Annotated in this window: 20 protein-coding genes; all 20 read right to left on the reverse strand. The window is 33.1% G+C overall.

What is annotated here, in order from left to right; translation table 11 throughout:
• Window positions 1-153: 153 nt before the first annotated feature.
• On the reverse strand, window positions 154-1,509 hold the full coding sequence (locus tag ACNQGD_RS09725) for an undecaprenyl-phosphate glucose phosphotransferase (protein WP_417999155.1): 1,356 nt from the start codon (window positions 1,507-1,509) through the stop codon (window positions 154-156).
• A gap of 197 nt (window positions 1,510-1,706) precedes the next feature.
• Window positions 1,707-2,453: a glycosyltransferase family 2 protein gene (locus ACNQGD_RS09730; RefSeq protein ID WP_417999156.1), complete on the reverse strand. Its 747-nt coding sequence runs from the start codon at window positions 2,451-2,453 to the stop codon at window positions 1,707-1,709.
• Between the two features lie 13 nt (window positions 2,454-2,466).
• The gene (locus ACNQGD_RS09735) at window positions 2,467-3,018 is read right to left on the reverse strand and encodes a WcaF family extracellular polysaccharide biosynthesis acetyltransferase (protein ID WP_417999157.1); all 552 of its coding nucleotides are present in this window, start codon (window positions 3,016-3,018) and stop codon (window positions 2,467-2,469) included.
• Between the two features lie 33 nt (window positions 3,019-3,051).
• Window positions 3,052-4,131 (reverse strand): glycosyltransferase family 4 protein, encoded by a 1,080-nt coding sequence (locus ACNQGD_RS09740; protein ID WP_417999158.1) that lies wholly within the window; start codon window positions 4,129-4,131, stop codon window positions 3,052-3,054.
• A gap of 50 nt (window positions 4,132-4,181) precedes the next feature.
• Window positions 4,182-5,258 (reverse strand): glycosyltransferase, encoded by a 1,077-nt coding sequence (locus tag ACNQGD_RS09745; protein WP_417999159.1) that lies wholly within the window; start codon window positions 5,256-5,258, stop codon window positions 4,182-4,184.
• 108 nt (window positions 5,259-5,366) lie between these two features.
• Window positions 5,367-6,470, reverse strand: coding sequence for a glycosyltransferase family 4 protein (locus ACNQGD_RS09750; RefSeq protein ID WP_417999160.1), 1,104 nt, complete (start codon window positions 6,468-6,470; stop codon window positions 5,367-5,369).
• 115 nt (window positions 6,471-6,585) lie between these two features.
• Entirely contained in the window at window positions 6,586-7,803 is a 1,218-nt protein-coding gene (locus ACNQGD_RS09755) for a hypothetical protein (RefSeq protein ID WP_417999161.1), read from the reverse strand.
• Window positions 7,804-8,976, reverse strand: a complete 1,173-nt coding sequence (locus ACNQGD_RS09760) for a glycosyltransferase (protein WP_417999162.1) — start codon at window positions 8,974-8,976, stop codon at window positions 7,804-7,806.
• Window positions 8,976-9,794 (reverse strand): hypothetical protein, encoded by an 819-nt coding sequence (locus tag ACNQGD_RS09765; protein WP_417999163.1) that lies wholly within the window; start codon window positions 9,792-9,794, stop codon window positions 8,976-8,978. Before ACNQGD_RS09765 ends, ACNQGD_RS09760 begins: the two co-directional genes overlap by 1 nt.
• Window positions 9,795-9,926: 132 nt before the next feature.
• Window positions 9,927-11,282, reverse strand: coding sequence for a lipopolysaccharide biosynthesis protein (locus ACNQGD_RS09770; RefSeq protein WP_417999164.1), 1,356 nt, complete (start codon window positions 11,280-11,282; stop codon window positions 9,927-9,929).
• A gap of 102 nt (window positions 11,283-11,384) precedes the next feature.
• Window positions 11,385-12,473, reverse strand: coding sequence for a GDP-mannose 4,6-dehydratase (gene gmd / locus ACNQGD_RS09775; RefSeq protein WP_417999165.1), 1,089 nt, complete (start codon window positions 12,471-12,473; stop codon window positions 11,385-11,387).
• A gap of 81 nt (window positions 12,474-12,554) precedes the next feature.
• Window positions 12,555-13,514: a GDP-L-fucose synthase family protein gene (locus ACNQGD_RS09780; RefSeq protein ID WP_417999166.1), complete on the reverse strand. Its 960-nt coding sequence runs from the start codon at window positions 13,512-13,514 to the stop codon at window positions 12,555-12,557.
• Window positions 13,515-13,522: 8 nt separating this feature from the next.
• The gene (locus ACNQGD_RS09785) at window positions 13,523-14,530 is read right to left on the reverse strand and encodes a mannose-1-phosphate guanylyltransferase (RefSeq protein WP_417999167.1); all 1,008 of its coding nucleotides are present in this window, start codon (window positions 14,528-14,530) and stop codon (window positions 13,523-13,525) included.
• Window positions 14,531-14,731: 201 nt separating this feature from the next.
• Entirely contained in the window at window positions 14,732-15,157 is a 426-nt protein-coding gene (locus ACNQGD_RS09790) for an adenylyltransferase/cytidyltransferase family protein (RefSeq protein WP_417999168.1), read from the reverse strand.
• A 39-nt stretch (window positions 15,158-15,196) separates the two neighbouring features.
• Window positions 15,197-16,480, reverse strand: coding sequence for a nucleotide sugar dehydrogenase (locus ACNQGD_RS09795; RefSeq protein ID WP_417999169.1), 1,284 nt, complete (start codon window positions 16,478-16,480; stop codon window positions 15,197-15,199).
• A 634-nt stretch (window positions 16,481-17,114) separates the two neighbouring features.
• Window positions 17,115-17,579 carry a UpxY family transcription antiterminator gene (locus ACNQGD_RS09800; protein WP_417999170.1) on the reverse strand — a complete coding sequence of 155 codons (465 nt, stop codon included), beginning with the start codon at window positions 17,577-17,579 and terminating at the stop codon, window positions 17,115-17,117.
• A gap of 166 nt (window positions 17,580-17,745) precedes the next feature.
• Window positions 17,746-19,137: a UDP-glucose 6-dehydrogenase gene (locus ACNQGD_RS09805; protein ID WP_417999193.1), complete on the reverse strand. Its 1,392-nt coding sequence runs from the start codon at window positions 19,135-19,137 to the stop codon at window positions 17,746-17,748.
• A gap of 52 nt (window positions 19,138-19,189) precedes the next feature.
• On the reverse strand, window positions 19,190-20,179 hold the full coding sequence (locus ACNQGD_RS09810) for an SDR family oxidoreductase (protein WP_417999171.1): 990 nt from the start codon (window positions 20,177-20,179) through the stop codon (window positions 19,190-19,192).
• A gap of 24 nt (window positions 20,180-20,203) precedes the next feature.
• Window positions 20,204-22,672, reverse strand: coding sequence for a polysaccharide biosynthesis tyrosine autokinase (locus ACNQGD_RS09815; RefSeq protein WP_417999172.1), 2,469 nt, complete (start codon window positions 22,670-22,672; stop codon window positions 20,204-20,206).
• A gap of 15 nt (window positions 22,673-22,687) precedes the next feature.
• A complete protein-coding gene (locus ACNQGD_RS09820) occupies window positions 22,688-23,479 on the reverse strand; it encodes a polysaccharide biosynthesis/export family protein (protein WP_417999173.1) in 792 nt (263 codons plus the stop codon).
• Between the last annotated feature and the right edge of the window lie 40 nt (window positions 23,480-23,519).

A 23,519-nucleotide genomic window follows, 5' to 3' on the forward strand; every position in this document is an offset into this window, starting at 1 on the left:
AAAAAATCAATACACTAAATTTTATATAATTTACAGATTGGGTGTAATTAAGATCGTTCCATATTTCATAATTAAATAAAGAAAATCCCAGGCAAGTTTATCATTTGACAGCATATTCACTAAAAACTGATCAATTAACACTGAACACTAAAACTAATAAGCCTTCTCCTCTCCCTTAAATACATTAAGAACTGTTTTATAAATAATTTTGAAATCCAACAATAAACTCCAGTTTTCAATATACCAAATATCATAATCAACACGGTCTTTCATATCTATCAGTTCTTTAGTTTCACCTCGAAAGCCATTCACTTGGGCCCAACCTGTAATTCCAGGCTTGGCATAATGGCGTACTAGATAGTTGTTAATCAATTCCGAATATTGCTCGGTATGCATTAGCATGTGGGGACGCGGACCTACAACCGACATATTACCCCAAAATACATTTAAAAACTGTGGCAATTCGTCCATATTGGTTCGACGCATGACAGCACCTAATTTAGTAATTCGCTTATCCCCTAATGTGGCCTGCTTTTTATCAGCAGAAGCATTCACACGCATCGTTCTGAATTTTAAACAGCCAAATGCACGATTGTCTCTTCCGGAACGTTCTTGTTTAAAAAAAACAGGACCGGGAGAATCCAGCTTAATTAATATCATTAAAACAGGAAAAAGCCAAGGAAAAATCAATACTATTACGAGAAAGGAAAAACCAAGATCAAATGCCTTTTTAAAAAGAAGATTAGAAGTAATTTCTAAGGGTTCTTTCCTGAGCATCAATACAGGAGTATTTTCGTAAAAACTAATTTCAACCTTACGCGACTTAGTGTACAACTGAAAATCTGGAATAAATTTAATCCGCACCATATAACGTTCACAAAGCTCGGTCAACTGATTGATTATTTTTATATTATCAATATGCAAGGCAATATACATTTCATCTACATTTTCAGCGCTGATATAGTCATGAATAGCATTGAATCCGCCTAATAATGGGGCGGATATAAAGGCAAATGGATCTACTTTATCATCAAAAAACCCTAACACACGATAGCCATAAGTAAGATCTTTCGATAAAATCTTACGCATACCCTCACCAGTATCATTTGCACCTACAATAATTACATTCTTAAAATTGTATCCATGAAGCCGAATAAACTTCAACACTTTCATAAAAAGCACCCGTGAAACAAAAAGAAATGCAAAAAATAACAAATAAAAATACAGCAAACGCAAACGGGAAATTTCAGAATATTTTAAAAGAACTATAAACCCAACAATCAGAGCACCATGAATCACTATCAGGCGAATGGTCCGCATCAGTATAGTCTCAATACGCTCAATCCGTATAATCCGGAAGGAATCCTTATACAGCAACAAAACAACCCAAAAAAGATTGGATAATAAGGAAATCGTACGTACTTCCTTTAAATCCAACCGATCCAAATTATCATATCGGCTTAGAAAAGACAGAATAATAGCTGCATTCAATAAAACGATGTCCCACATAAGAAAACAAAGTTTAAAATAACGCGAAAAACGGTAAGCGGCAAGTTCTTTTAAAAGTGACATATAATAATTAACGTATTTATTCCAATACTAATTTAAAATTTAATTGAAAACATAATTTATATAAGAAAATTACTTATATTTTTATAATAATAATAATAATAATAATAGGTAATAGACTGTTCAGTAGCTTTTAACTATTTATTAAAATATTGAACCATTGCTTGTAATTTTTTAAGAAAAACAGTGCGTACAGCTGAAAGATGATGGTATTTATAAATGTTGTAATCCTCAGACAACACTTCAAAAGCTCTTTTATAACTGGTACTTAATCCTCCCATCCTCATTTTTACGACAAATTCATTGAGGTAGGTCATGTTAATTTTATGTTTAAATAAATACCGCAATAAAAACTCGGTATCTGAAGCTATCTTGAATGATAAATCATAACAGCCTAATTTATCCATTACTGATTTCTTTATATAAACAGTTGGATGCAATGGCAACCATCCTGATTTTAATTTTTCGAAATCATATACCCCTCCTATTCGGTTTCGAACGATTCTTTCTTCTGCATCATTGGACACATAAATCCCATCTCCATAAACACCATCTGTATTAGGAGAATTTTGGAAAGTAGCGACGATTTTGGAAACAACAGTAGGATCATAAAACTCATCATCGGAGTGCATAAGTCCTACAATATCCCCAGTAGCCATAGACAAACCTTTATTGATAGCATCATACATGCCGCTGTCAGGCTCAGATATATAAATTGCAATTTTATCCGAATAGGATTGAATAATCTCCCTCGTCCCATCAGTAGAATTACCGTCAATAACAATATATTCAATGTTAGGATAATCCTGATTCAAAACACTTTCCATGGCTTTTGCAATAGTGTCTTTTCGGTTGTAACAAACGGTAATTATGGAAACGCGCATTATTTTATAAATTTTACCAACGATTTTTTATTAACTGAGCGGGATTCCCGCGATAAATTCCATTTCCTTCTAATGACTGGCTTATTACAGAACCGGCTGACACAACTGTATCTGTTCCAATTATCACATTAGGTCCTATAAATGTATTGGCTCCTACCCAACTTCCATCATTAAGAGTTATTGGGCCGTTGCGGTATGGCATAGAAGAAATTTTATAATCATGATTACCTCCGCAAAGAAAAGCTCGCTGACTAATACACACATTATTACCAATAGACAGTAACTCAAAATTCAACAGAAATGCTTCCTCACCGATCCATACATCATCCCCTATCATTAATTTCCAAGGAAAGTGAATATTTACTCGTGGTTTTATAACTAAACCCGCACCTATTTTAGCACCAAAAAGACGTAATAACATCACTTTAAAACTGGAAGGATAGGGAATTGAAGAAAGAAAGAAAATTATTTTGACGAGATACCATATTATTTCAGTTGATTTTTGAACTTCTCTATTTAAACCAATATTGGCATCAAACTTTGATAAATTTACTTTTGATTTCATTTTTAGAATTATTAAACTTTATTAACAAATATCTTAATGAAAAAACGTTAAAATTTTATCTGTAAATATTTTCTCTGTAAAACATTTTTTTGCATAAGCCATATTGGTTGTCGAAAACTCTTCTACATTCACAGCTAGATCTTTTGCTATTTTTTCAACGCAATCTGCAATTGAAAGTGCCGATTTTGGAACCACAAAGAATCCATTTTTAATGGAAATAACATCTGGAATACCACCGTGAGCAGTCGTAACAACAATATTACCCGTTGCCAATGCCTCCAAAATTGAAATTGGCTGTCCTTCCATTTTATAATAAGTCGGAAGTATAAATATGTTACTTTGTTTTAAAATTTTATACTTGTTACTTCCACTAACGGATCCTAAATATTTAACATTATTGTTAAGTACAAGTAGTTTCTCGTGTACTTCCTTCTCAATATCTAATTCGATAGCACCAGCTATAAAAGCTTCAAAATCAATGTTTTTGTTTTTTAAAATTATTAACGCATCCAACAACTCGAGGATCCCTTTTTCTTTCATTAGATTACTTAAATAAACGATACGAGGCTTATCGTTGAGCTTTACAACGTTATCCATAGAGCTGTAAATTCCATTCTCTACAAAGTTTTCTACAACAAATACTTTGGAAGATATAAGTAATCCATCAAAATTCGATCTTAATGATTCTGACAAAACAATCCCTATTGAAGCATTAGAAATTAAATATTTAAAAATATTTCTTTTAATCCCTCTCAATTCCTTAAACTCCGTTCCTAGGTGATTCCCATGCACATGAATAACATATGGTTTCCCTAAAAGGATACAAATTAAAAAAAAAGGAGAGTACTTGACAATACCATAAAACGTTTGCCCCGGCGTGAAATAAATGTGTGTAGCTGAAAAAATTTTGTGAATAAAACCATATAGAGCTAGAAAAGAAAAGCCTTTTTTTAGAGAAAAAGAACTTCCTTGTTTTGACGAAATAGATTTTGTACTCGTGTTCATAACATCATAATCATATCCCCGCAAATTAAGGTTTCTGCACAAAATAAAATTAGCATAAGAACAACCATTAATAGGATTTGGCATCGGACCAATTACTAAAATTTTCATGTTTAATTATTTATAAAGATAAACTACCGTTTCAAAAAAGTATAAAATATTTATTTTCTAACCGCTTTTATTAAATCTACAGCTGATTTAATCATATTGTCCATATTGAGCACTTCGTGTGCATAATTTTTACCATTAGTACCTAGAGTGTTTAGCTCCTCATCAGAAATCGTATTGACAGTCTCTAAAAATGAATTAAAAGAATCGAATATACAACCATTTACATTTTGTTGAATATAATGATATTCTACACATTGTAATATGTCTTGACTCCTTTTAAATGTAAAAGTGGGTTTGCCATAAGCCATTGCCTCAACTACAGAAAGGCCCACCCAACCCGGTTGGAAATAGATATCTGCAATACCAAAAAGTTTATTTTTAAGTTCTCTATCATAAACAGCTCCAAAATCATAGACGTTTCTATACTTACTGAAATCAGGTTTTAGATTTCCCTGCCCTATTATTATAAATCCGAATTTAGAAGAATCTAACTTTTTTATTGTTTCTAGCAGAACATCTATTCTGCGATGTGTCGAATTAAAACGGGCACAAAATATCAATATAGTGCTTTGTTCGATATTGTATTTGTTTTTAATTTGGCTTTTTTCCGATGATTTAGTTTCTACAATATGTTCTATCCCTGAAATAGTGTTGTTGATAGCAATAATTTTTTTAGTTGGAAAAATAGTTTTCCATATTTCAACCTCTTTTTCAGTATACAACCAAATCCCATCGGAGCGTCCAATCATCCATTTTAAAAATATACTGGGATTTCTTTCTTCTTTTTCATATCTTTTTATTGATATTCCATGTCCCCAAAGAATTATTTTTTTTTTATGAATAAATTTAGTGAGTAATAATAGCCATGTCGTCAAATGACCAATATGAAGCATTAAGACAAGTACCTCATATTTATTTTTTAGAAAAGCAAAAGGATTGTAAACCAAAAAACCTCTGTTTTCTATAGCTAGTATTGACCGATTGGGGATATTGGAATTTACAAATTCACTATTTTTTACTTTTTCTCGGTTTTGGTAACAATAAATATCCGTATCCATTTTATTTCTAATCCCCTCAAAAAAGGCTTGTCTGTAATTAGGAATATGGGGCTGCAAAAAAGCGATCATTTTATTTCGTGGTATGTTATTAAAATACTGATTATTTAAAAAAAATAATTTTGTGTTACGAAAGGCGGTCATAAATTCAAAGAATTTATATTATTTAAAAATACAATTTTATGAATTCTTTTTCCAGGGTGGCATAACTAAAGTATTGTTGTGCAAACAATCTATCATATATTTCGAAATTGCTTCTCCATTAATCTTTTTCGACCATTCAAGTCTTGCATTTCTCCCACTTTTAATCTCTTTACTATTTTTAATATAGTAATTTAAAGCTTCTAGGAGTGAGTTTAAGTCTTTATTTTTAAAAACTACACCTCTATCTGAGTTTTCAATCAATGTAATTGCCCCACATGCATCACTTGAAATAATATATAATCCATTTTGCAAGCCTTCATTAATAACTGCGCCCCATCCATCATGAATTGAGGGCAATATCAGAACATCATAGTTAATTAATTTTGCATGTATATCACTCATTGAAAAAGTACCGTGAAAAGTGACATGCTCAGTAAGATTATTTTTAGTAACGAAATCTAATAAATTGCAATGTTCTTCACCATTCCCAATAATATCTAAGTGATAATCGCATTTAGAACTAAGATGGGCAATAGAGCTTAATAATAACGAAACATTTTTCCGTTTAGTTAAACTACCCACATACACGAAACGCATTTTATTACTTTGTAAAGCTGGTAAATCATTGGGAATAACATCTACGCAATATCCAAACAAAAAAACCCTCCATTTTTTAGACCAAAAATTATAATAATCTTCAGCCGTATTTCCCATTGCAAAGACGTAATCAATCTTTGAAACATACTTATAATCGTAAAGTAAAAATCTAATTTTATGAAGTAACATTCGTGCTTTAAACACGAATGGCGACTCTGTAATTAACCCGCGCTTAACATCGTATTTCAAACTAATTTTAAAATACTCATAGACCAACCTATCTGCGCGAATCCCCGAGAATAAATGAATCGAACTATCCTGATTCTCAAAAAAAATACGTTTAATTTCGCTTACTGTTGGTGCAATGATAATTTCTATTCCATCTAGGGTAGAATAATTATGCCAGCCCATCTTTTCTCTTTCTGACAATACTCGAACAGGTGCAATAAGTATAATCCGATTAATTCTTTGATCCCTTACAAGTTCTTTTATATAAGGTATTTGATGCGGACTTAAACAATTTTGCCAAAAAATAATATTCATTGTAATTTCTTCTCTTTTTAAATATATTCACTGTAATTATTAGCCAATTAAATAAGCGCAAAAAAGCCTCTGGTTCTTGAAATAACTCTGCTATTTTAAATTATTTATTATTGCCTTAAATTAGTTGATTTTTTCTAATTTTCGAGAGAGCTATATTTTCGTTGAAAAATAGAGAATAGATAAGGATTATATACAAAGGAGCTATATAAGAAGGTCTTTGCAATAAATTAATAAAAACTATTAATAACATAAAAATAGTGAACTTATCTTTCTTCCTAATTGCAGTAAGTCCAATATATAAAAAAGGCAAAAGATAGAATCCTATACCGAAAATTCCAAAATATATAATTGGACCCCAAAAAGTTTCATGCACAAATTCGGGATAATCTCTACTCACATCCTCTTTGGAAACACCAAAGGAATTTTTATTAAATATTTTCAGACCCAAATCCAACCCACCTTGTCTTCCAGCATCCTCTCCTCCAGAAATAAAATCTGTGAAGCGGCCAATTGTTTTTTCTTTTAAAATTTCACTCTTTTCTGCTGAAAAAGTATTAGCAAAAAACAAAATCATTACCCCAAAAATTCCGACGAAAATCATCATTTTTATGATATTATTTTTATTTAAATGAAAGAGGGCACCAAAAATGAATATTGTAAAAATATGTGCCATCGATGTTGTAAATAATGGTAAGAATATTAATGCGTATTCCCACTTCATATTTTGAAAGTACTTTCTATTTAAAAGTAGTAAAAACATCACTACATAAGCAAATGTACCAGCTTCATCATAATACCCTGCTGGTCTGAATTGATTGTCGATTTCTGATGCTTTTTTAACAAAAAAGTAGCCAAAATTAATAATTGTAGTATTTTGATATTTAAACTCACTAACAATGTTTAATTTTCCAATAGCAAAAGCGATTGTACCAATCAAAATTAGAACTGCTGATAAAATATTAGCTAAAATAAAGTTTTTGATAAAAAACTTAATAGTAATCGTATTCAATAATACCCATAAAAACACCCATGATAATCCCAAATTAAGCATTTGAATAAATATGGATTCAGAGTCATAAATTATTCCGGCGAAAAAGAGGAATATAACTTGAATAAACACTATTTTATTAAAAACACTTGCTGGTAGTATTATTTGTTTGTTAAAAATAAGCATTAAGGCTATCCATATTACAAGAAAAAAAAGTGAAATATACACTTTCAAATCTCCAAAAAAAAGATAGTTATGTACAAAAGGATAAAATGCCCCTAAAGCAAAAAATGCTAAAAGAAGAAATAACCAATTTTTTTTATTTTTATTTCTAATACTATTCAACTATAAAAATATTTTCATTATTATTTGTTCTGCAAACTCATTGGTGTTATGTTTTTCTTTAAAAGACTGGAATCTTGTCTGATCTATAGAATAATCTTTGAGATTAATAATTGCCTTTGCAATATCTTTTGGGTTAACTTCTAAAATCGTAATTCCAAGGTTATTATTTTCTACCAATTCTTTCAAAAGACCTTTTCTTGTAGCAATAACCAATTTGTTGGCTGCAACTGCATGTCCAAGAATCCCGCTTGAAGCCTCGGCATTTTTGTACGGTATCAGTACCGCTGTGCATTGGTCAAAAAGGCTCTTCATCATTTTACTAGAAACAAATTGATTATCCCATAACACAGTAACTTGTGATTCTTCCGCAGCTTTTTCAACGTTTTGGGATATACACTCTGATTCTCGGTCGCTCGCTTTTCCAACTAATAAAATTGCAATTTCACTTTGTTTATCATTCGAAATATATTTTGCTGCTTCTATTATTTCAAAAGTACCTTTCCTATCACCTAATGAACCAATATGCAAAAAAATTTCACGGGTTCTTTCAATATTATAATATTCATATATATCAAAATGTTCTAAAGGGGTTAAAACTGGTATGGGATCTGGTAACATAGTAAAAATAGTAGTATTGAACTCTCTATTTAAATATTCTGCCGTTTTTACATCATTCAGTAGCGAAACACTCTTAAGTTGAGTATTTAAGGCATATAATTTTGTTATATAATATTTACGATAATATTTTAATTTATCTTTAAGACTACTCCTAGACATTCTGTAAAATTGCAAGAACAAAATTCCGCTCATGGAATAATTCGGGCGATAAAAGATACACGGGAGTTGAAAGCTGTTAAAATACAATAGAAAAACATGGTTGACCTTGTATTTGTTCGCATAAGAATCCATTAATCTATGTAAACTAAAAGAACTTCTAATAAGTCCTCCACGCTGGCTTTTATCAAATTCTTCGAAAGTTATTTCGATCCAAGTTACATTTGATAACTGTTGCGCTTTAAAAACTATTTCCGGAAATTCTTTTGAAAAATCAGGATGAACAACAAAAAAATATTCGTCAGTTAAATCATCATTTGCAAATAAATAATCTACTAAATGATTTATATATTCCGAATGGTGTCCGGTGATCTGAATATCAAAAAAAAGTTTTTTCATTAAAAAGAAGTTTTATTTAATCCCAATACTTTTAATATACTTTTAATAAAGAAATTGATCAGATATAAAAAAAAATTTACTTTTCTAGCTAATAAGAAAATTGGCTTATCTATAACTAAATCAGATTCTTTCGTATTTAAATTAAACAACCGGTCTTGTACTAAATATTGATTTGGAAATCTTCCATAATCTGTTGGGTCGGAAAATGGTTTTATTCCCTCGGTTTTAGCTAAGACACTAAGAATTGATTGATCTTCTCGATGTGCTTTAAAAAAAGCGGTCTCCTCATTTTTTTGGATAATTAATAATTTCTCGTCACAACATAAAGACAACCATTTCTCAATAAATGCAACACTAACTTTGTTTTTTTTTAAAACAACAAAACCTCCCATAATCTGATTGGAGAAAACTAACTCGTTTGTAAAATTATCAAAATGTTCAAAAACAGTTTTTTGTGTCCATTGACATTCTAAAAGAGGTAGTTCAAACAACATAATAGATTGATTACTTTGTTCTAAAGCCTTTGTAAGTATCTTCAAATCTCTTAATATAATGGCACCCGAATCGCAATAAATTAAATATTCATTTTCTTTTATATCTTTTAACGCTTTTAAAATAAAATAAGGTTTCCAAAGCCAATGTCCCCCTCCACGCTTCGTGTCTAATATTTTTTTATTTTGATTATAAAAATCGGAATCAATATCTTTAGGAGAAAACTCAATAATTTTGTGTACTTTACCCAGCCATTTTGCAGAAAAACAATTCCATTTTTGTTTTTTTTTAAAATTTAAGTCAGCGAAGTTTATTAATGTAATCATAAATTATTTATACGTTTATTAAGTTCTTATTCATTAAAAGCTCATGTTTATTTGAAGCTATATTTTTTCATAGTAATCATAATACTTATTAATGAATAGTAATCCTTAAAAGGATATTTCTACTTAAAGTTGCTACTTATTCCAAATACCTACAGCTTTTTTATTAATAATTTTATGTACTTGGATTGGAGCAGTAATTGCAAAAGGAATTAAACAAATTGTTGTTGCAATGATAACTCCAGAAACTCCAAAATTCATGTTTTTTGCTAAAAATATCGATAATGGAATATTAAGTATTCCTGCAGCTAAAAAACAGTATAGTTGTAGCTTAATTTTTGCTGTTCCATTTAACACTACATTAAATGGATTACAAAATATATTAATAGCAAAATATAAAGATGTATAGAAGGAAAGAAAAAAAGGTATACTTACTTTATCTCCAATCCAGATTTTATAAATCCAAGGGGATAGTACTAACATAACGACCAATAATAACATAGATAACATAGCTATTTTAATCAATGATTTTACAGATTTTCTTAACCAAACAAGATCTTCTTTTACATAAGCCTCTGTTATCGAGGACCAATATGGAACTATTATCATTGTCAATATCATATTAGAAGCAGAAAAATATTTATAAACTATGTTATAAGGTACTACGGCTTCTGTCCCGTATAATTGTGCTATGATAAAATTATCTGTTGAATACAAAACCATCATTGCCATTTGAATAATGAAAAACTTAAATCCCAATCCAAAAATATCTTTCAAATATTCTTTTTTCCATAATAAAACACTAGGTAAAAACTGCTTATAAGTGCTCCCGAAAGCAAAAAAATTCATTCCCAATAATATCAATACCGGTAATATTGAAAAAACAACACCAAAAACCAACAAAGAATTTTTCTCTGTAAATGTCAATAACCATATCACTAACAATGAGATTGCTTGGGTATAGAAATTAATTTTTCCCTGCATAGAATGGTTTTGGTCTGCTGTATAAATCGTTGTTATTAGTTTTACCACCATCTGTACGCAAAACAAACCGAATACTATCGGCATTAAATAGTTCAAATCAGATGCTAATTTAGCACTAGAATTAAATACTTTAGACCAATCAATAAAAAAGTTAGCTCCTAAAAAAACAATTAGTAAAGCAGTACTTACCGCAGCAATAGTGAAATACGCAGTACTAACATAACCTTTAGCAAGAGTCATATCATCTTTAGCTTTGGCTTCAGCAAACTTATTTCGTAAACCATTACCTAAACCAATATCAAAAAAATAAAACCAAGATACAAAAGAACTTAAAATAAGCCACAGTCCATAACTTTGTGTGTCTAAATAATTCATGGTTATAGGAACTAAAAGAAATGAAGCCAAAATACTTCCTCCTTTATAGATAAAAGAAACTAACACATGTTTAGTGATGTTTTTCGTACGATCACTTTTAACACCCATTTTATCGTACAACTTATGTAACATATTTTTTAATTTACTTTTTTAAAAATTGCAAGAATTATCAGCATTCTACTCAAAATAAATTTAAAGTTGCTGATCCACTGTCTTTGAAATACGGTTCTTAAACTAATACAATTTCAAATCACTCGCCACCATCTCTTTCACCAATGCAGCCAAATCATATTGTGGTTTCCAACCCAATTGTGTTTTAGATTTGGTTGGGTCTCCAATTAACAAATCTACTTCTGTTGGACGGTAATATTCCGGATCTACACGTACCACCACGGTACCTATTTCCAACTGATACAAAGGATTGTTACAAGCGACTACTTTAGCGATTTCACTTTCATTTTCACCTTCAAATCCTAGTTCCACACCAACCTCAGCAAAGGCCATACGAACAAAATCTCTGATATAAGTTGTAACACCCGTTGCGATGACATAGTCTTCAGCTACATCCTGCTGTAAAATACGCCACATCGCTTCTACGTAATCTTTAGCATGTCCCCAATCTCTTTGCGAATTTAAGTTCCCTAGAAAAAGACACTCTTGCTTTCCTTTTGCAATAGCAGCAGTTGCCATTGTAATTTTACGCGTTACAAAAGTCTCACCACGTCTTGGAGATTCATGATTAAAAAGAATTCCGTTACAAGCAAACATATCATAAGCCTCACGGTAGTTTTTAGTAATCCAAAAAGCATAAATCTTAGCCGCCCCATACGGAGAACGCGGATAAAAAGGAGAATTTTCGTCATAAAAACCTTTTACGTTTTTATTCTCTGCTAATCCTCCATACAATTCAGAAGTGGAAGCTTGATACACTCTGGTTTTTTTACATAAACCTAATATTCTCACTGCCTCAAGGATTCTTAATGTTCCTATTCCGTCCACGTTAGCCACATATTCTGGTGAATCAAAAGAAACCTTTACATGTGACATCGCTCCTAAATTATAGATTTCATCCGGCTGTACTTCCTGAATGATTCGTATAATGTTAGTGGAGTCAGTCAAATCGCCATAATGCAATTTAAAATTAACATGTACTTCATGCTGGTCTTGATAGATATGATCGATACGTTGCGTATTAAAAGAAGAAGCGCGGCGTTTCACACCATGAACCATATATCCTTTTTCTAATAATAATTCTGCCAGATAAGATCCGTCTTGACCTGTAATTCCTGTTACTAAGGCTGTTTTTTGTGAAGTGCTGTCCATATTTTTGTCTTGATCGTCCGCTAGAAAAACACACCCCTACCCCTCTCAAGAGGGGGAATAGCTGCATTCATGTATCTGAAACTATTTGTTAATTAGTGTTATTTTTTTTACGTTTTGTATATTGTTCACAAACCAGTCATAGGTTTTTTGTATTCCTTCTTCTAATTGCACCTGATGTTTCCATCCTAAAGCGTGCATTTTAGATATATCCATTAATTTTCGTGGAGTTCCATCTGGCTTGCTACTATCCCATACAATTTCACCCTGATGTCCCGTGATCTTCTGGATGGTTTCCGCCAATTCCTTGATGGTTAAATCCTCTCCGGTTCCCACATTGTATAAATAGTCTGGTAACTTATTTTCTAAAGCAAAAACAACCGCCTGAGCCATATCATCCACAAATAGGAATTCACGCATCGGTATTCCGCTTCCCCACAGAGTTACTGGAGCATGGTTATCCTCCTTCGCCTCATGAAATTTTCGCATCATCGCCGGTAAAACGTGCGAAGAAGTTAAATCAAAATTATCACGCGTACCGTATAAATTCGTCGGCATCAGACTCACGTAATCCTTCCCAAATTGTTTTCTGATAGCTTCACAGGCTTTCACCCCGGTGATTTTTGCAATAGCGTACCATTCATTAGTGGGTTCCAAAGGCCCCGTAAGCAGATATTCTTCTTTTAACGGTTGGGGTGCCAGTTTTGGATAAATGCAGGAACTCCCCAGAAAAATAAACTTCTCCACACCGGACTGTAATGCGGTATTGATTAGATTATTCTGAATTTGCATGTTTTCCATCAAGAACTGGTACGGAAAATTATTGTTGGCCAATATCCCGCCCACTTTTGCGGCAGCATCAATAATCACATCCGGTTTTTCAGTAGCAAAAAAATCCTTTACTGCTTGCTGATTCCTCAGATCCAATTCCTTGCTGGAAGCTCCTATCAGATTCGTATAGCCTTTAGCAGTCAGTGTACGCCAGATAGCACTACCCACCATACCGTTATGCCCTGCTATATATATTTTAGTGTTTTTATTCATATCCTTTTCTAATTCAACAAATCTGGATTTTCTCTTTCCAGCTGATTGTATATATTCTTAACATCTTGAGAACTATCTTTATGCAAAATTAAATTAGCTGTTTCCGTATAGACAAAAATTGTGTTTTTCAATCCCACAAAAGCCGTATAATTACCCGTCCCAATGACCATATTTCCATTTTTATCAACAGAATGACCAGTAGAAACCAGATAGTCATAAACGGACTCAAAAGAACCCAAATCAGACCAAATGAATGTCGAGGATACTACTTTTATTTTTTTACTTCTTTCCATAACTGCATAATCAATGCTAATAGAAGGAATGTCGAGAGACAATTGTAAATCTAAACTACCATTGTTGTTACTCTCCCAGGCCATTTTAGATTTTTCATATACTTCCGGTTGGAATAATTGTAATTCTTCCAAAAACACACTCGCTTTAAAACAAAACATCCCACTGTTCCATAAAAAATTTCCTTTGGCTATGAAATCCTTTGCAGTTACTTGGTTTGGCTTTTCTCGAAAAGAAATCACGTCATCTCCTTTGCGTTCAATATAACCATACCCTATTTCCGGCTTGGTTGGTGTAATTCCAAAAGTGACAATATATCCTTTTGAGGCTTTGGCAACAGCCTCATTGATAGCTGCCTCATAATTTTCCATTGCATCAATAATATGATCGGATGGGGTAACAATTAAAATATCATCCGGATGCGAAGCAAATGCGGCAAAAGCTATTGCGGCAGCCGTATTTCTTGGAGTGGATTCAATGATGTCTATATAAGGAGTATTGGATTTTTCCATCACTTTTCTGCTCAGGTGACAATTATCAATATTACCCACAACCATAATTTGATTGGCAACATTACGATTGCGCTCTACAGTCATTTCAAACAATGATTTACCATCAAATAATTCTAAATATTGCTTAGGTTGACTTTTACGAGATAAAGGCCATAATCTACTGCCAACTCCACCAGTAAGAATGACATGTGTAATTGAAGGCTTATTTTCCATACTTTTTTTTGTAATTAGTACTTTGCAGTGATTTGTTAGGGCTATTTATAATTTACGAAACAGCACTTTGGAGTATTTAAATGATATTTTTATTAAAGCAGAAATCAAATTAAATCCTAATTTTTTTATTTTATTTTTTCTACAACACTTTAAAAGCAGATTATAATTATTGTCAAACTTCTAAAACCATGAACCAAAAGTCTACTTCGCCTTCAGCAATTCTTTTTCCGTAACTTCCTTTCGCAGGCTACTACTTGAAAAGCGATGGTCGCGAATATTGAAAAAAAGTGCGATTCCTTTTTCCTCACAATAGCTTCGTCCGGTAAAATTCTTATCTTTATATTCATCTCCTACGATGCGCACATCAATTTTAAACGAACGTAAAATGTCCTCCAAATCTTGTTCTGTCGCATAAGGAATTATTTCATCAACATACTTACAGCCTTTAAGTTGAATATAACGTTCTACTACAGATTGGGTAGGCCTGTTTTTTTCAGGGCGATCAATAGTAGGATCCGTTTGTAGTCCCACAATTAAATAGTCACATTGTCCTTTTGCCTCTTCTAACATTTTGATATGTCCTGCATGTAACAAATCAAAAGCACTAAATGTTATTCCTATTTTCATGTTTTCCACTATTATAGTTTGAATCTGTAAGTTATTATTCTATAATCTTCCATCAGCTGCATCACCCAAAACCCCTTTTACATCATACAGTAAACTGTTAGCATTTTGCAGCACAGCTAAGTCTAAATCCAAAAATTGATGGTGGGCAACCCCTAAAATCACGGCATCAAATTTCTGCTTTGGTATTAAATTTGTCGTAATTAAGTTATACTCATTTTTTACTTCTAATGGATTAGCAATAGGGTCGTAGGTTGTTACCGTAATTCCGTAATCCGTTAAAGCAGCAATAACATCCACAATTTTTGTATTCCGAACATCTGGACAGTTTTCTTTAAACGTGATCCCTAGCATTAAAACGGTAGCGCCATTAACCGATATTCCTTTTTTTATCATCAGCTTTACCACCTGAGAAGCAACATATTCGCCCATACTGTCATTTAATCGTCTTCCTGCCAAAATAATTTCAGGATGATAACCAAACTCTTGGGCGCGCTGAGCTAAATAATAAGGGTCTACGCCAATACAATGTCCTCCTACTAATCCCGGTTTAAAAGGCAGGAAATTCCATTTGGTACTTGCGGCTTCCAAAACAGCTTGCGTGTCAATATTCATTAAATTAAATATTTTGGCTAATTCATTTACAAACGCAATATTGATATCGCGCTGTGAGTTTTCAATTACTTTGGCCGCTTCCGCTACTTTTATCGAAGGAGCCAGATGCGTTCCTGCGGTAATGACGGATTGATACAGTTCATTTACTTTAATTCCTATCGCTGGTGTGGAACCCGAAGTTACTTTCAAAATTTTTTCTACGGTATGTTCTTTATCTCCGGGGTTAATCCGTTCTGGAGAATAGCCCGCAAAAAAATCAACGTTAAATTTCAATCCGGAGACGCGTTCTAAAACAGGAACACATTCTTCCTCAGTTACCCCAGGATATACCGTAGATTCATAAATAACGATATCCCCTTTTTTTAAAGCCGCGCCCACTATTTCACTCGATTTGTATAATGGCGTTAAATCGGGGCGATTGTTTTTATCTACCGGAGTAGGGACTGTTACAATATAATAATTACAATCCGCAATAGCTGCAACATCAGTGGTGCAGTATAAACCAATAGCATTACTTGGTCGATTTAACAGCACTTTTTGTAAAGTAACATCATCTACTTCAAAAGTGGTATCGATTCCTGATTGTAAGGAGCTAACCCTGGATTGATTAATATCAAATCCTACAACAGCATGTTTGGTTGCAAACAATCTTGCCAATGGCAATCCTACATAACCCAAACCAATTACTGCTATTTTTGTACTAGAATTCATTTTTTTGAACAATTATAATTAGCTATCATTAACATTATGGTACTGCTTCGCACTTCATACTCACAGAAATAAACTGAAAATAGAATAATTGACGAGGGCAAATATAGCTACATTATGCCGGTTTTTTAAGTATTACTTAGCCCTCGAAATCATACATTACTTTTAAAGAAACCAAACAGAAACATAAATAACTGAGAGCCAATAAGAACTGCTTATGAAAATGGTTTAATACCAAATAAAAAATCACCTAAATTAGTGATACAAAAAAAGACTTAAAAGTAGTCTTCTAAAGCCTAAAATCTTAATGAATTATGCGACTGAAAGTTTATAAGTGATTTTGATACAAAATATATTGATTTAATCGTCAGATAGAGAATATGGTTATTAAGCAAATAATCACCTTTAGTTAAATATCCGAAACAAATAAAAACTAAGCGCATTTAATTTAAGTAGAAACCACAAATAACTTAAAATACTGTCAGAAATTCAGTAAATTCCGCGATCTCATACCTCGTCTATTTTATGAACTGAGACAGCCTAACTTAAGTGAGTTAGGCTGTTTAAAATAATCCAAATTTAAAGGCTACTGAGTACTGTATCGCACATACAATTCACAAAAATGGTATAATGGTTCTTATTTAATTTTTATCTTCAACACACAACCCAATGATTCCAAAACCAATACATAATGGGTATTAGTCACCTCTTGGACAGTTGCTTTTTGAGTTGAAAATGGTCCGGAATCCAATTGTACCGCATCACCGACTTTATATGAAAGTACTGAAACTTCATTTCCTGCAGACGGATCCATCCATTTTTTTATAATATTGATCTCTTCATCGCGAACTACAGCCGGTTTTCCCAACCAAAATAAATAACGTACTACTCCTACTGACTGGAATACTGCATTCCTTTCATTATCTGGCAATTGGACAAAAACATAGGAATTAAAAAGTGGCACCTCCACTTTTTTCTTCCTGTCAGACCATTGTCGTACTTGTGTAATCAAAGGACAATAGCACTCAATTCCGCTGTTTCTTAATTGTTCTGCAACTTTCTTCTCCCACTTGGGCTTTGTATAAACTACATACCAATTCATATTGTATTTTGTATTGTACTAAAATTAGTGTTCAGTTTCACTCCGTTCTGTATAACATGTAGACGTACCAATACCTCCACGTCTCATTCTGAAGTAACCTTGTAACTTATTTTTTGTTATTTTACCGCTTTCTAACGTTGCTTTCTTTTTATTTCGCACCCTGTCTTTATGACCCAATAGCCTGATAAACAAAACCAATAGCCTTTAATTCTGATGCATCCAATAAATTTCTCCCGTCAAAAACAAAAGCAGGTTTTTGCATCGAATCGTATATTTTTTGCCAATCGTAATTTATGAATTCATCCCATTCCGTAAGTATCGCAATCGCATGTGCGTTCTGACACGCTTCGTAAGGATTATCAAAAAAACTGACACTATTGCTATTTAATTCCGTACTTCTGGTTTCTAAATAATTTAAATCGTCAATAATCTTTTTCTTGGACACCTTTGGGTCATAAACCGCAATTTTCGCATGTTCATTAATCAAATCATCAGCAACATAAATAGCAGCCGACTCTCTGGTATCATTCGTGTCTTTTTTGAAAGCCCAACCTAGAAAGGTTATTTTTTTATCCGAAACCGTATTGTAAAGCGTTTGCACTATATTGTTAGAAAAACGTCTTTTCTGATGGTCATTCATTATAATTACCTGCTCCCAATAATCAGCAACTTCATGCAATCCATACGATTTTGCGATGTACACCAAATTTAATATGTCCTTTTGGAAACAAGAACCACCAAATCCCACAGATGCTTTAAGGAATTTCGATCCTATTCTGCTATCCATTCCGATCGCTTTTGCTACTTCATTTATATCTGCCCCTGTTTTTTCACATAGCTCAGACATCGCATTTATCGAAGAAATTCGTTGTGCCAAAAAGGCATTTGCCGTAAGCTTAGACAGCTCTGATGACCAAACATTAGTCGTTAATATTTTATCGGAAGCAACCCAATTCGAATATACAGCAACAAGAGATTGAATGGCACACTGTCCTTCTTCTGAAGAATCTCCTCCTATTAAGATTCTATCAGGATTTAGCAAATCCTGAACCGCAGTTCCTTCTGCTAAAAACTCTGGATTAGATAGAATTTGAAACTGAACGCCGTTCCCCGTATTATCTAAAATACTTTTTATCGCTTCGGCTGTTCTTACCGGAAGCGTCGATTTTTCAACTACAATTTTGTTGTCTTTGGCTACTCTGGCAATTTGTCTCGCACACAATTCAATATATTTCAAATCAGCCGCCATCCCTTTCCCTTTTCCATAGGTTTTGGTAGGGGTATTAACCGATATAAAAATAATTTGAGCTTCGTCTATTGCTTTTTCCACATCCGTAGAAAAAAACAAGTTTTTCCCTCTGGCTTCAGCAACAATTTCGCTTAAACCTGGTTCATAAATGGGTATATTATCTACATTTTGATCATTCCATGCCGCAATTCGCTCTTCATTTAAGTCTACTACTGTAACTTGTATTTGTGGACATTTCTGAGCAATGACAGCCATCGTCGGACCTCCTACATATCCCGCTCCAATGCAACAAATTTTTGTAATCTTCATTCTTTTATTATTTTCCATTTCTAATTCCTTCTAACTATTCACCGCTTACTATTCATTTCTCACGCAAGTTCTCCCAATACCATTCCACTGCTTCTTTTAATCCTTCTTGCATGGAATATTTTGGATTATAACCCAATAATAATTTAGCTTTCTCAACACTTGCCAGAGAATGTGGAATGTCACCCGCTCTGTTAGGCCCATATTCTATCTCGACAGCAGCAATTCTTTCATCATAAACACCTAAGAATTCTTTTAAATAATCAACTAAATTATTCAACGTATTCCTGTCGCCATAGGCGGTATTGTAAACCGTATTTATCGCTTCTGGATTTTTCACTAACATGGCCAACTCATTCATTTGAATTACATTATCGATGTAGGTGAAATCACGGGAATAGTTTCCATCCCCATTTATTTTTGGACTTTCTAATTGCATCAATTGCATTACAAATTTGGGGATGACCGCTGCATATGCTCCGTTAGGATCTTGCTTTCGACCAAAAACATTAAAATAACGCAACCCGATAGTCTCTAAACCATAGGTTCGGCTAAAGATTTCAGCATACAGTTCATTTACATATTTAGTAATTGCATAAGGAGACAGCGGTTTTCCAATAACGGTTTCCACTTTAGGTAAAGCTTCTGAGTCACCATAGGTCGAAGAACTTGCCGCATAGATAAACCGCTTCACTTTTGCATCTCTTGAAGCGACTAACATGTTCAAAAAACCGGAAACATTGACATCATTTGTAGTAACAGGATCATTTATAGATCTTGGCACAGAACCTAAAGCCGCTTGATGCAAAACATAATCTACTCCTTGCACTGCATTTTGACATTCCGCTGCATTACGAATATCCCCTTCTATCAAACGAAAATTCGGATGATTTATAAAGTCTTTTAAATTATGTCTGTACCCGGTTGCAAAATTATCAAAACAAACAACCTTATAATCTTTAGACAAAAAATATTCACAAAGATTAGAGCCTATAAATCCTGCCCCTCCCGTTATTAAAACGGAACTTTTCATTTCTATTATCATCTGTTCTTATTTTAAAACAATCAATTACTTCGTTTGTTTATTCAAAATTTTCTGTGCTATCCTTTGATAAATACTCTTAGTTGTACCCTCTTCATAGTATCCATTTGCATAGGTACCATAGCCATACCCGTAGCCATAACCATACCCGTAACCAGTACCATACTTAGCTTTATTCTCTAAACCATTCAAAATAATACTGGTGTTATTCAACTCGCCGCGTTTCACTCTGTTGTTTAACAGCGTTATCATGTCTTTTTTAGTAAAATTTTGTCTTACGATATATAAAGTAACATCGCAATATTGTGCTAACTCCAAAGCATCTGATACCAAGCCTACTGGCGGTGTATCCAGAATAATATAATCGTATTTTTTCTTTAACTCTCCAATCAATTCTCCCATTCCTCCACTCATTATCATTTCAGCAGGATTGGGCGGAACTGGTCCTGACAAAATAACATCTAGAAAAGGGATGTGTGTATGATTTATGATTTCGTCAATCGTTTTTTGCTTTATTAGATAATTTACTACCCCAACTTCATTCGATATATTAAATTCAGCCGACAGTTTTGGTTTTCTTAAATCTAACCCAATAACTACTGTTTTTTTCTCACTGAGTGCAAATACTGTAGCGATGTTTATGGAACAAAATGTTTTTCCCTCACCACTCACAGAAGAGGTGATCATAAGTGTCTTTGCTCCGTCTAGATTTTGCTGTTTATAAAGGAACTGAAGAGAAGAACGAATGGCTCTAAAGGATTCAGATAAAGCTGATTTTGGCTTGTCAAAAACAGCTAAATTGGTATTCTCTTTATTAACCCCAACAACCCCTATTAAAGGGATATTTGTCATTTTACTAATGTCCTCTGTGTTCTGAATCGAATTATTGATAAAGAAAACGGCAAATACAAAAACCAACGGAAAAAGTAGGCCCAGAAATAAAGCCAAGATATAATTAACGGATGTTTTTGGTCCTATAAGCCCTCCGCCAACATCCTTAGCGGGATCTATAAAATGAACATCTGATAGGTTTGCTGCTTTAACAATATCGGCTTCGCTTCTTTTTTGAAGAAAAGTACTATAAATATTATCGCTTAAATCGTATTTTCTTTTAATCTTGATTAGCTCTTGTTGATCCTCCGGAAGTTGCTTTATAGTACTTTCTGTCTCACTTATTTTACTGCTCACCATAGCTAAATCATACTGAAGAGAAGCTTTGGCTGTTGCTATATTTTCTAACAAAACATTTTTGACAGCCTCCATTTGATTGTCAAAATCCTTAAATATTTTATCACTTTTTACAGCATAAGCCATTTCTGATCGTTGAGTAGACAATGCAATTAACTTCGAAACATTTACTACAATATTAGGATCTTCTATTCCTGCAACCGATGGTGCGGGAAGTTTTGCGTAGTTTACACTGTTTTTTAAGTATGCTTTTAATGAATTATAATACGCCATTTTACGATTAACCTCGTCTTTTTTGACATCAAATTCCAAAATCTTTTCTGAAAATTTAGCGCCGCCTTCCTCTATATCGTATATGTTTTTGCCTTTCCTAAAGGTTTTTAGCTCGTTGCCAGTTTCCTTAAGCTGGGATTCCATGGTAACTAATGTGCTGTCTATAAAAGCAATTGTATTGGTCGCAAACTGGTTCTTACTATCTAATTGCCTTTTGATAAGCATTTTTACAGTTGCGTTCAAATACTCAACCATTCTTGCTTTATTAGTTCCTTGCATACCCAAGGTAATTATAGAACCTCCTTTATCGTCTGAGCTTACATTGATGCCTTTGTATGCTGAAACCGTTCCATTAAAATCGCTAAACTGTACAAAATATTCGTTTCCTTTATAGAAGCCTGGGTTTTCATTTATTTGCAACTTCCAATTTAAAAAAGGTAAAGAAACTTTTTCGCCAACCTTATATCTTTTTACAAAATCTCCGGTTGCTACTGCTGTAGTACTGTATGAATTATCAAGATAAGTAATTACAGATGCGTTTGGGTTCTCAAAAGAAATTCTAATTTCATACGTATCTTCACTTATAAACTTAATTCCTATTAAAGTTCCCGCTAGTTGTCCTTTAGACTTATCAATATTCACGTAAAAAGGAACGGAACCATAAGCGTCTACCAAATTATACTCCCCTTGAACTAAGTAATTAATATAATATTGTAATTTATCCACAACCAGTTCATTATGCGATCTGGACTGCAAAGTCGTTGATATCGTCTCAACTTGGTCTGAAGTACCTCCCCAATTAAAGACTAAACTGGTATTTGAAGTAAAAAGAGGATTACTTTCTTCTTTTACGGAAATAAGTGTTTCCATACCGTAAATTTTTTCTTTACGAATATTTACTTGGTAAGCAATCGTGAAAGTGATCAATAAGCTTATCAAAAACCACTTCCAATAACTTCCAATTTTTATTAAAAAACCCTTAAAGTCAAAGCTTACTTGATTTTCAAAAATCGAAAAATCTTTTATATCTAACATTTTTTGAGCGCTGTTTTAATTTTTTAATAATAAAAAAGTAGTTGTAGCTAATGACAGCAATGTAATAATTGTGCCCAGAGATTCTATCCCTGTTTTTCCGGTTCCCCACGTTTTTTGCTTAAGCGGCTTTATATAAATATAATCATTTGGCTGTAAATAAAAATAAGGGGATTGCATCACATTTATATCCGTAAGGTCTAAATCGTGCATTTGAACACCCGTTGGCGTTTTTCGCATAACTGTAACTGCTTTTCTATCTCCGGTAATAGTAATATCTCCAGCATTAGCAATAGCTTCCATAATGGTTACCTGCTCTTGAAACAAAGTTTTAGTACCCGTGCTTCCTATTTCTCCATTAACAACATATCTAAAACCGGCTAATTTAACCGTTACAAAAATATTAGCCTCGGTATTAAAATACTCTGCTAACAATTGCTTTTCAACTCTAACTCTGATTTCATCCAGTGTATACCCTATAACATTTAATTCTCCCAAAACAGGAATTCTTATATTGCCATGATCATCCACTGTAAAACCGTCAAAATACAATCCTGACTCTGATTTACCTGCTGCTGCACCTTCACCGGAAGGACTAAAAATAGCGACCAATTTTGGATCTATTGCTTTTATGGTAATACTCAAAACGTCATTCGTTTGCAATCGGTATGGTTTTGACTCTACAGCGGCAATCACACTTTCGCCATCTGAATTGTTCTTTTTCTGAAGGTAAATTAAATCTTGAGTTGGAATACAAGAAGTGAATAACACACTAACAAACAACAACAAATTGAGTACGGACTTGCTCATTTTCAATATTTTTAACGACAAATATAGCTTTTCATTTACT

The organism is Flavobacterium glucosi (assembly GCF_048286535.1).
GTDB lineage: Bacteria > Bacteroidota > Bacteroidia > Flavobacteriales > Flavobacteriaceae > Flavobacterium.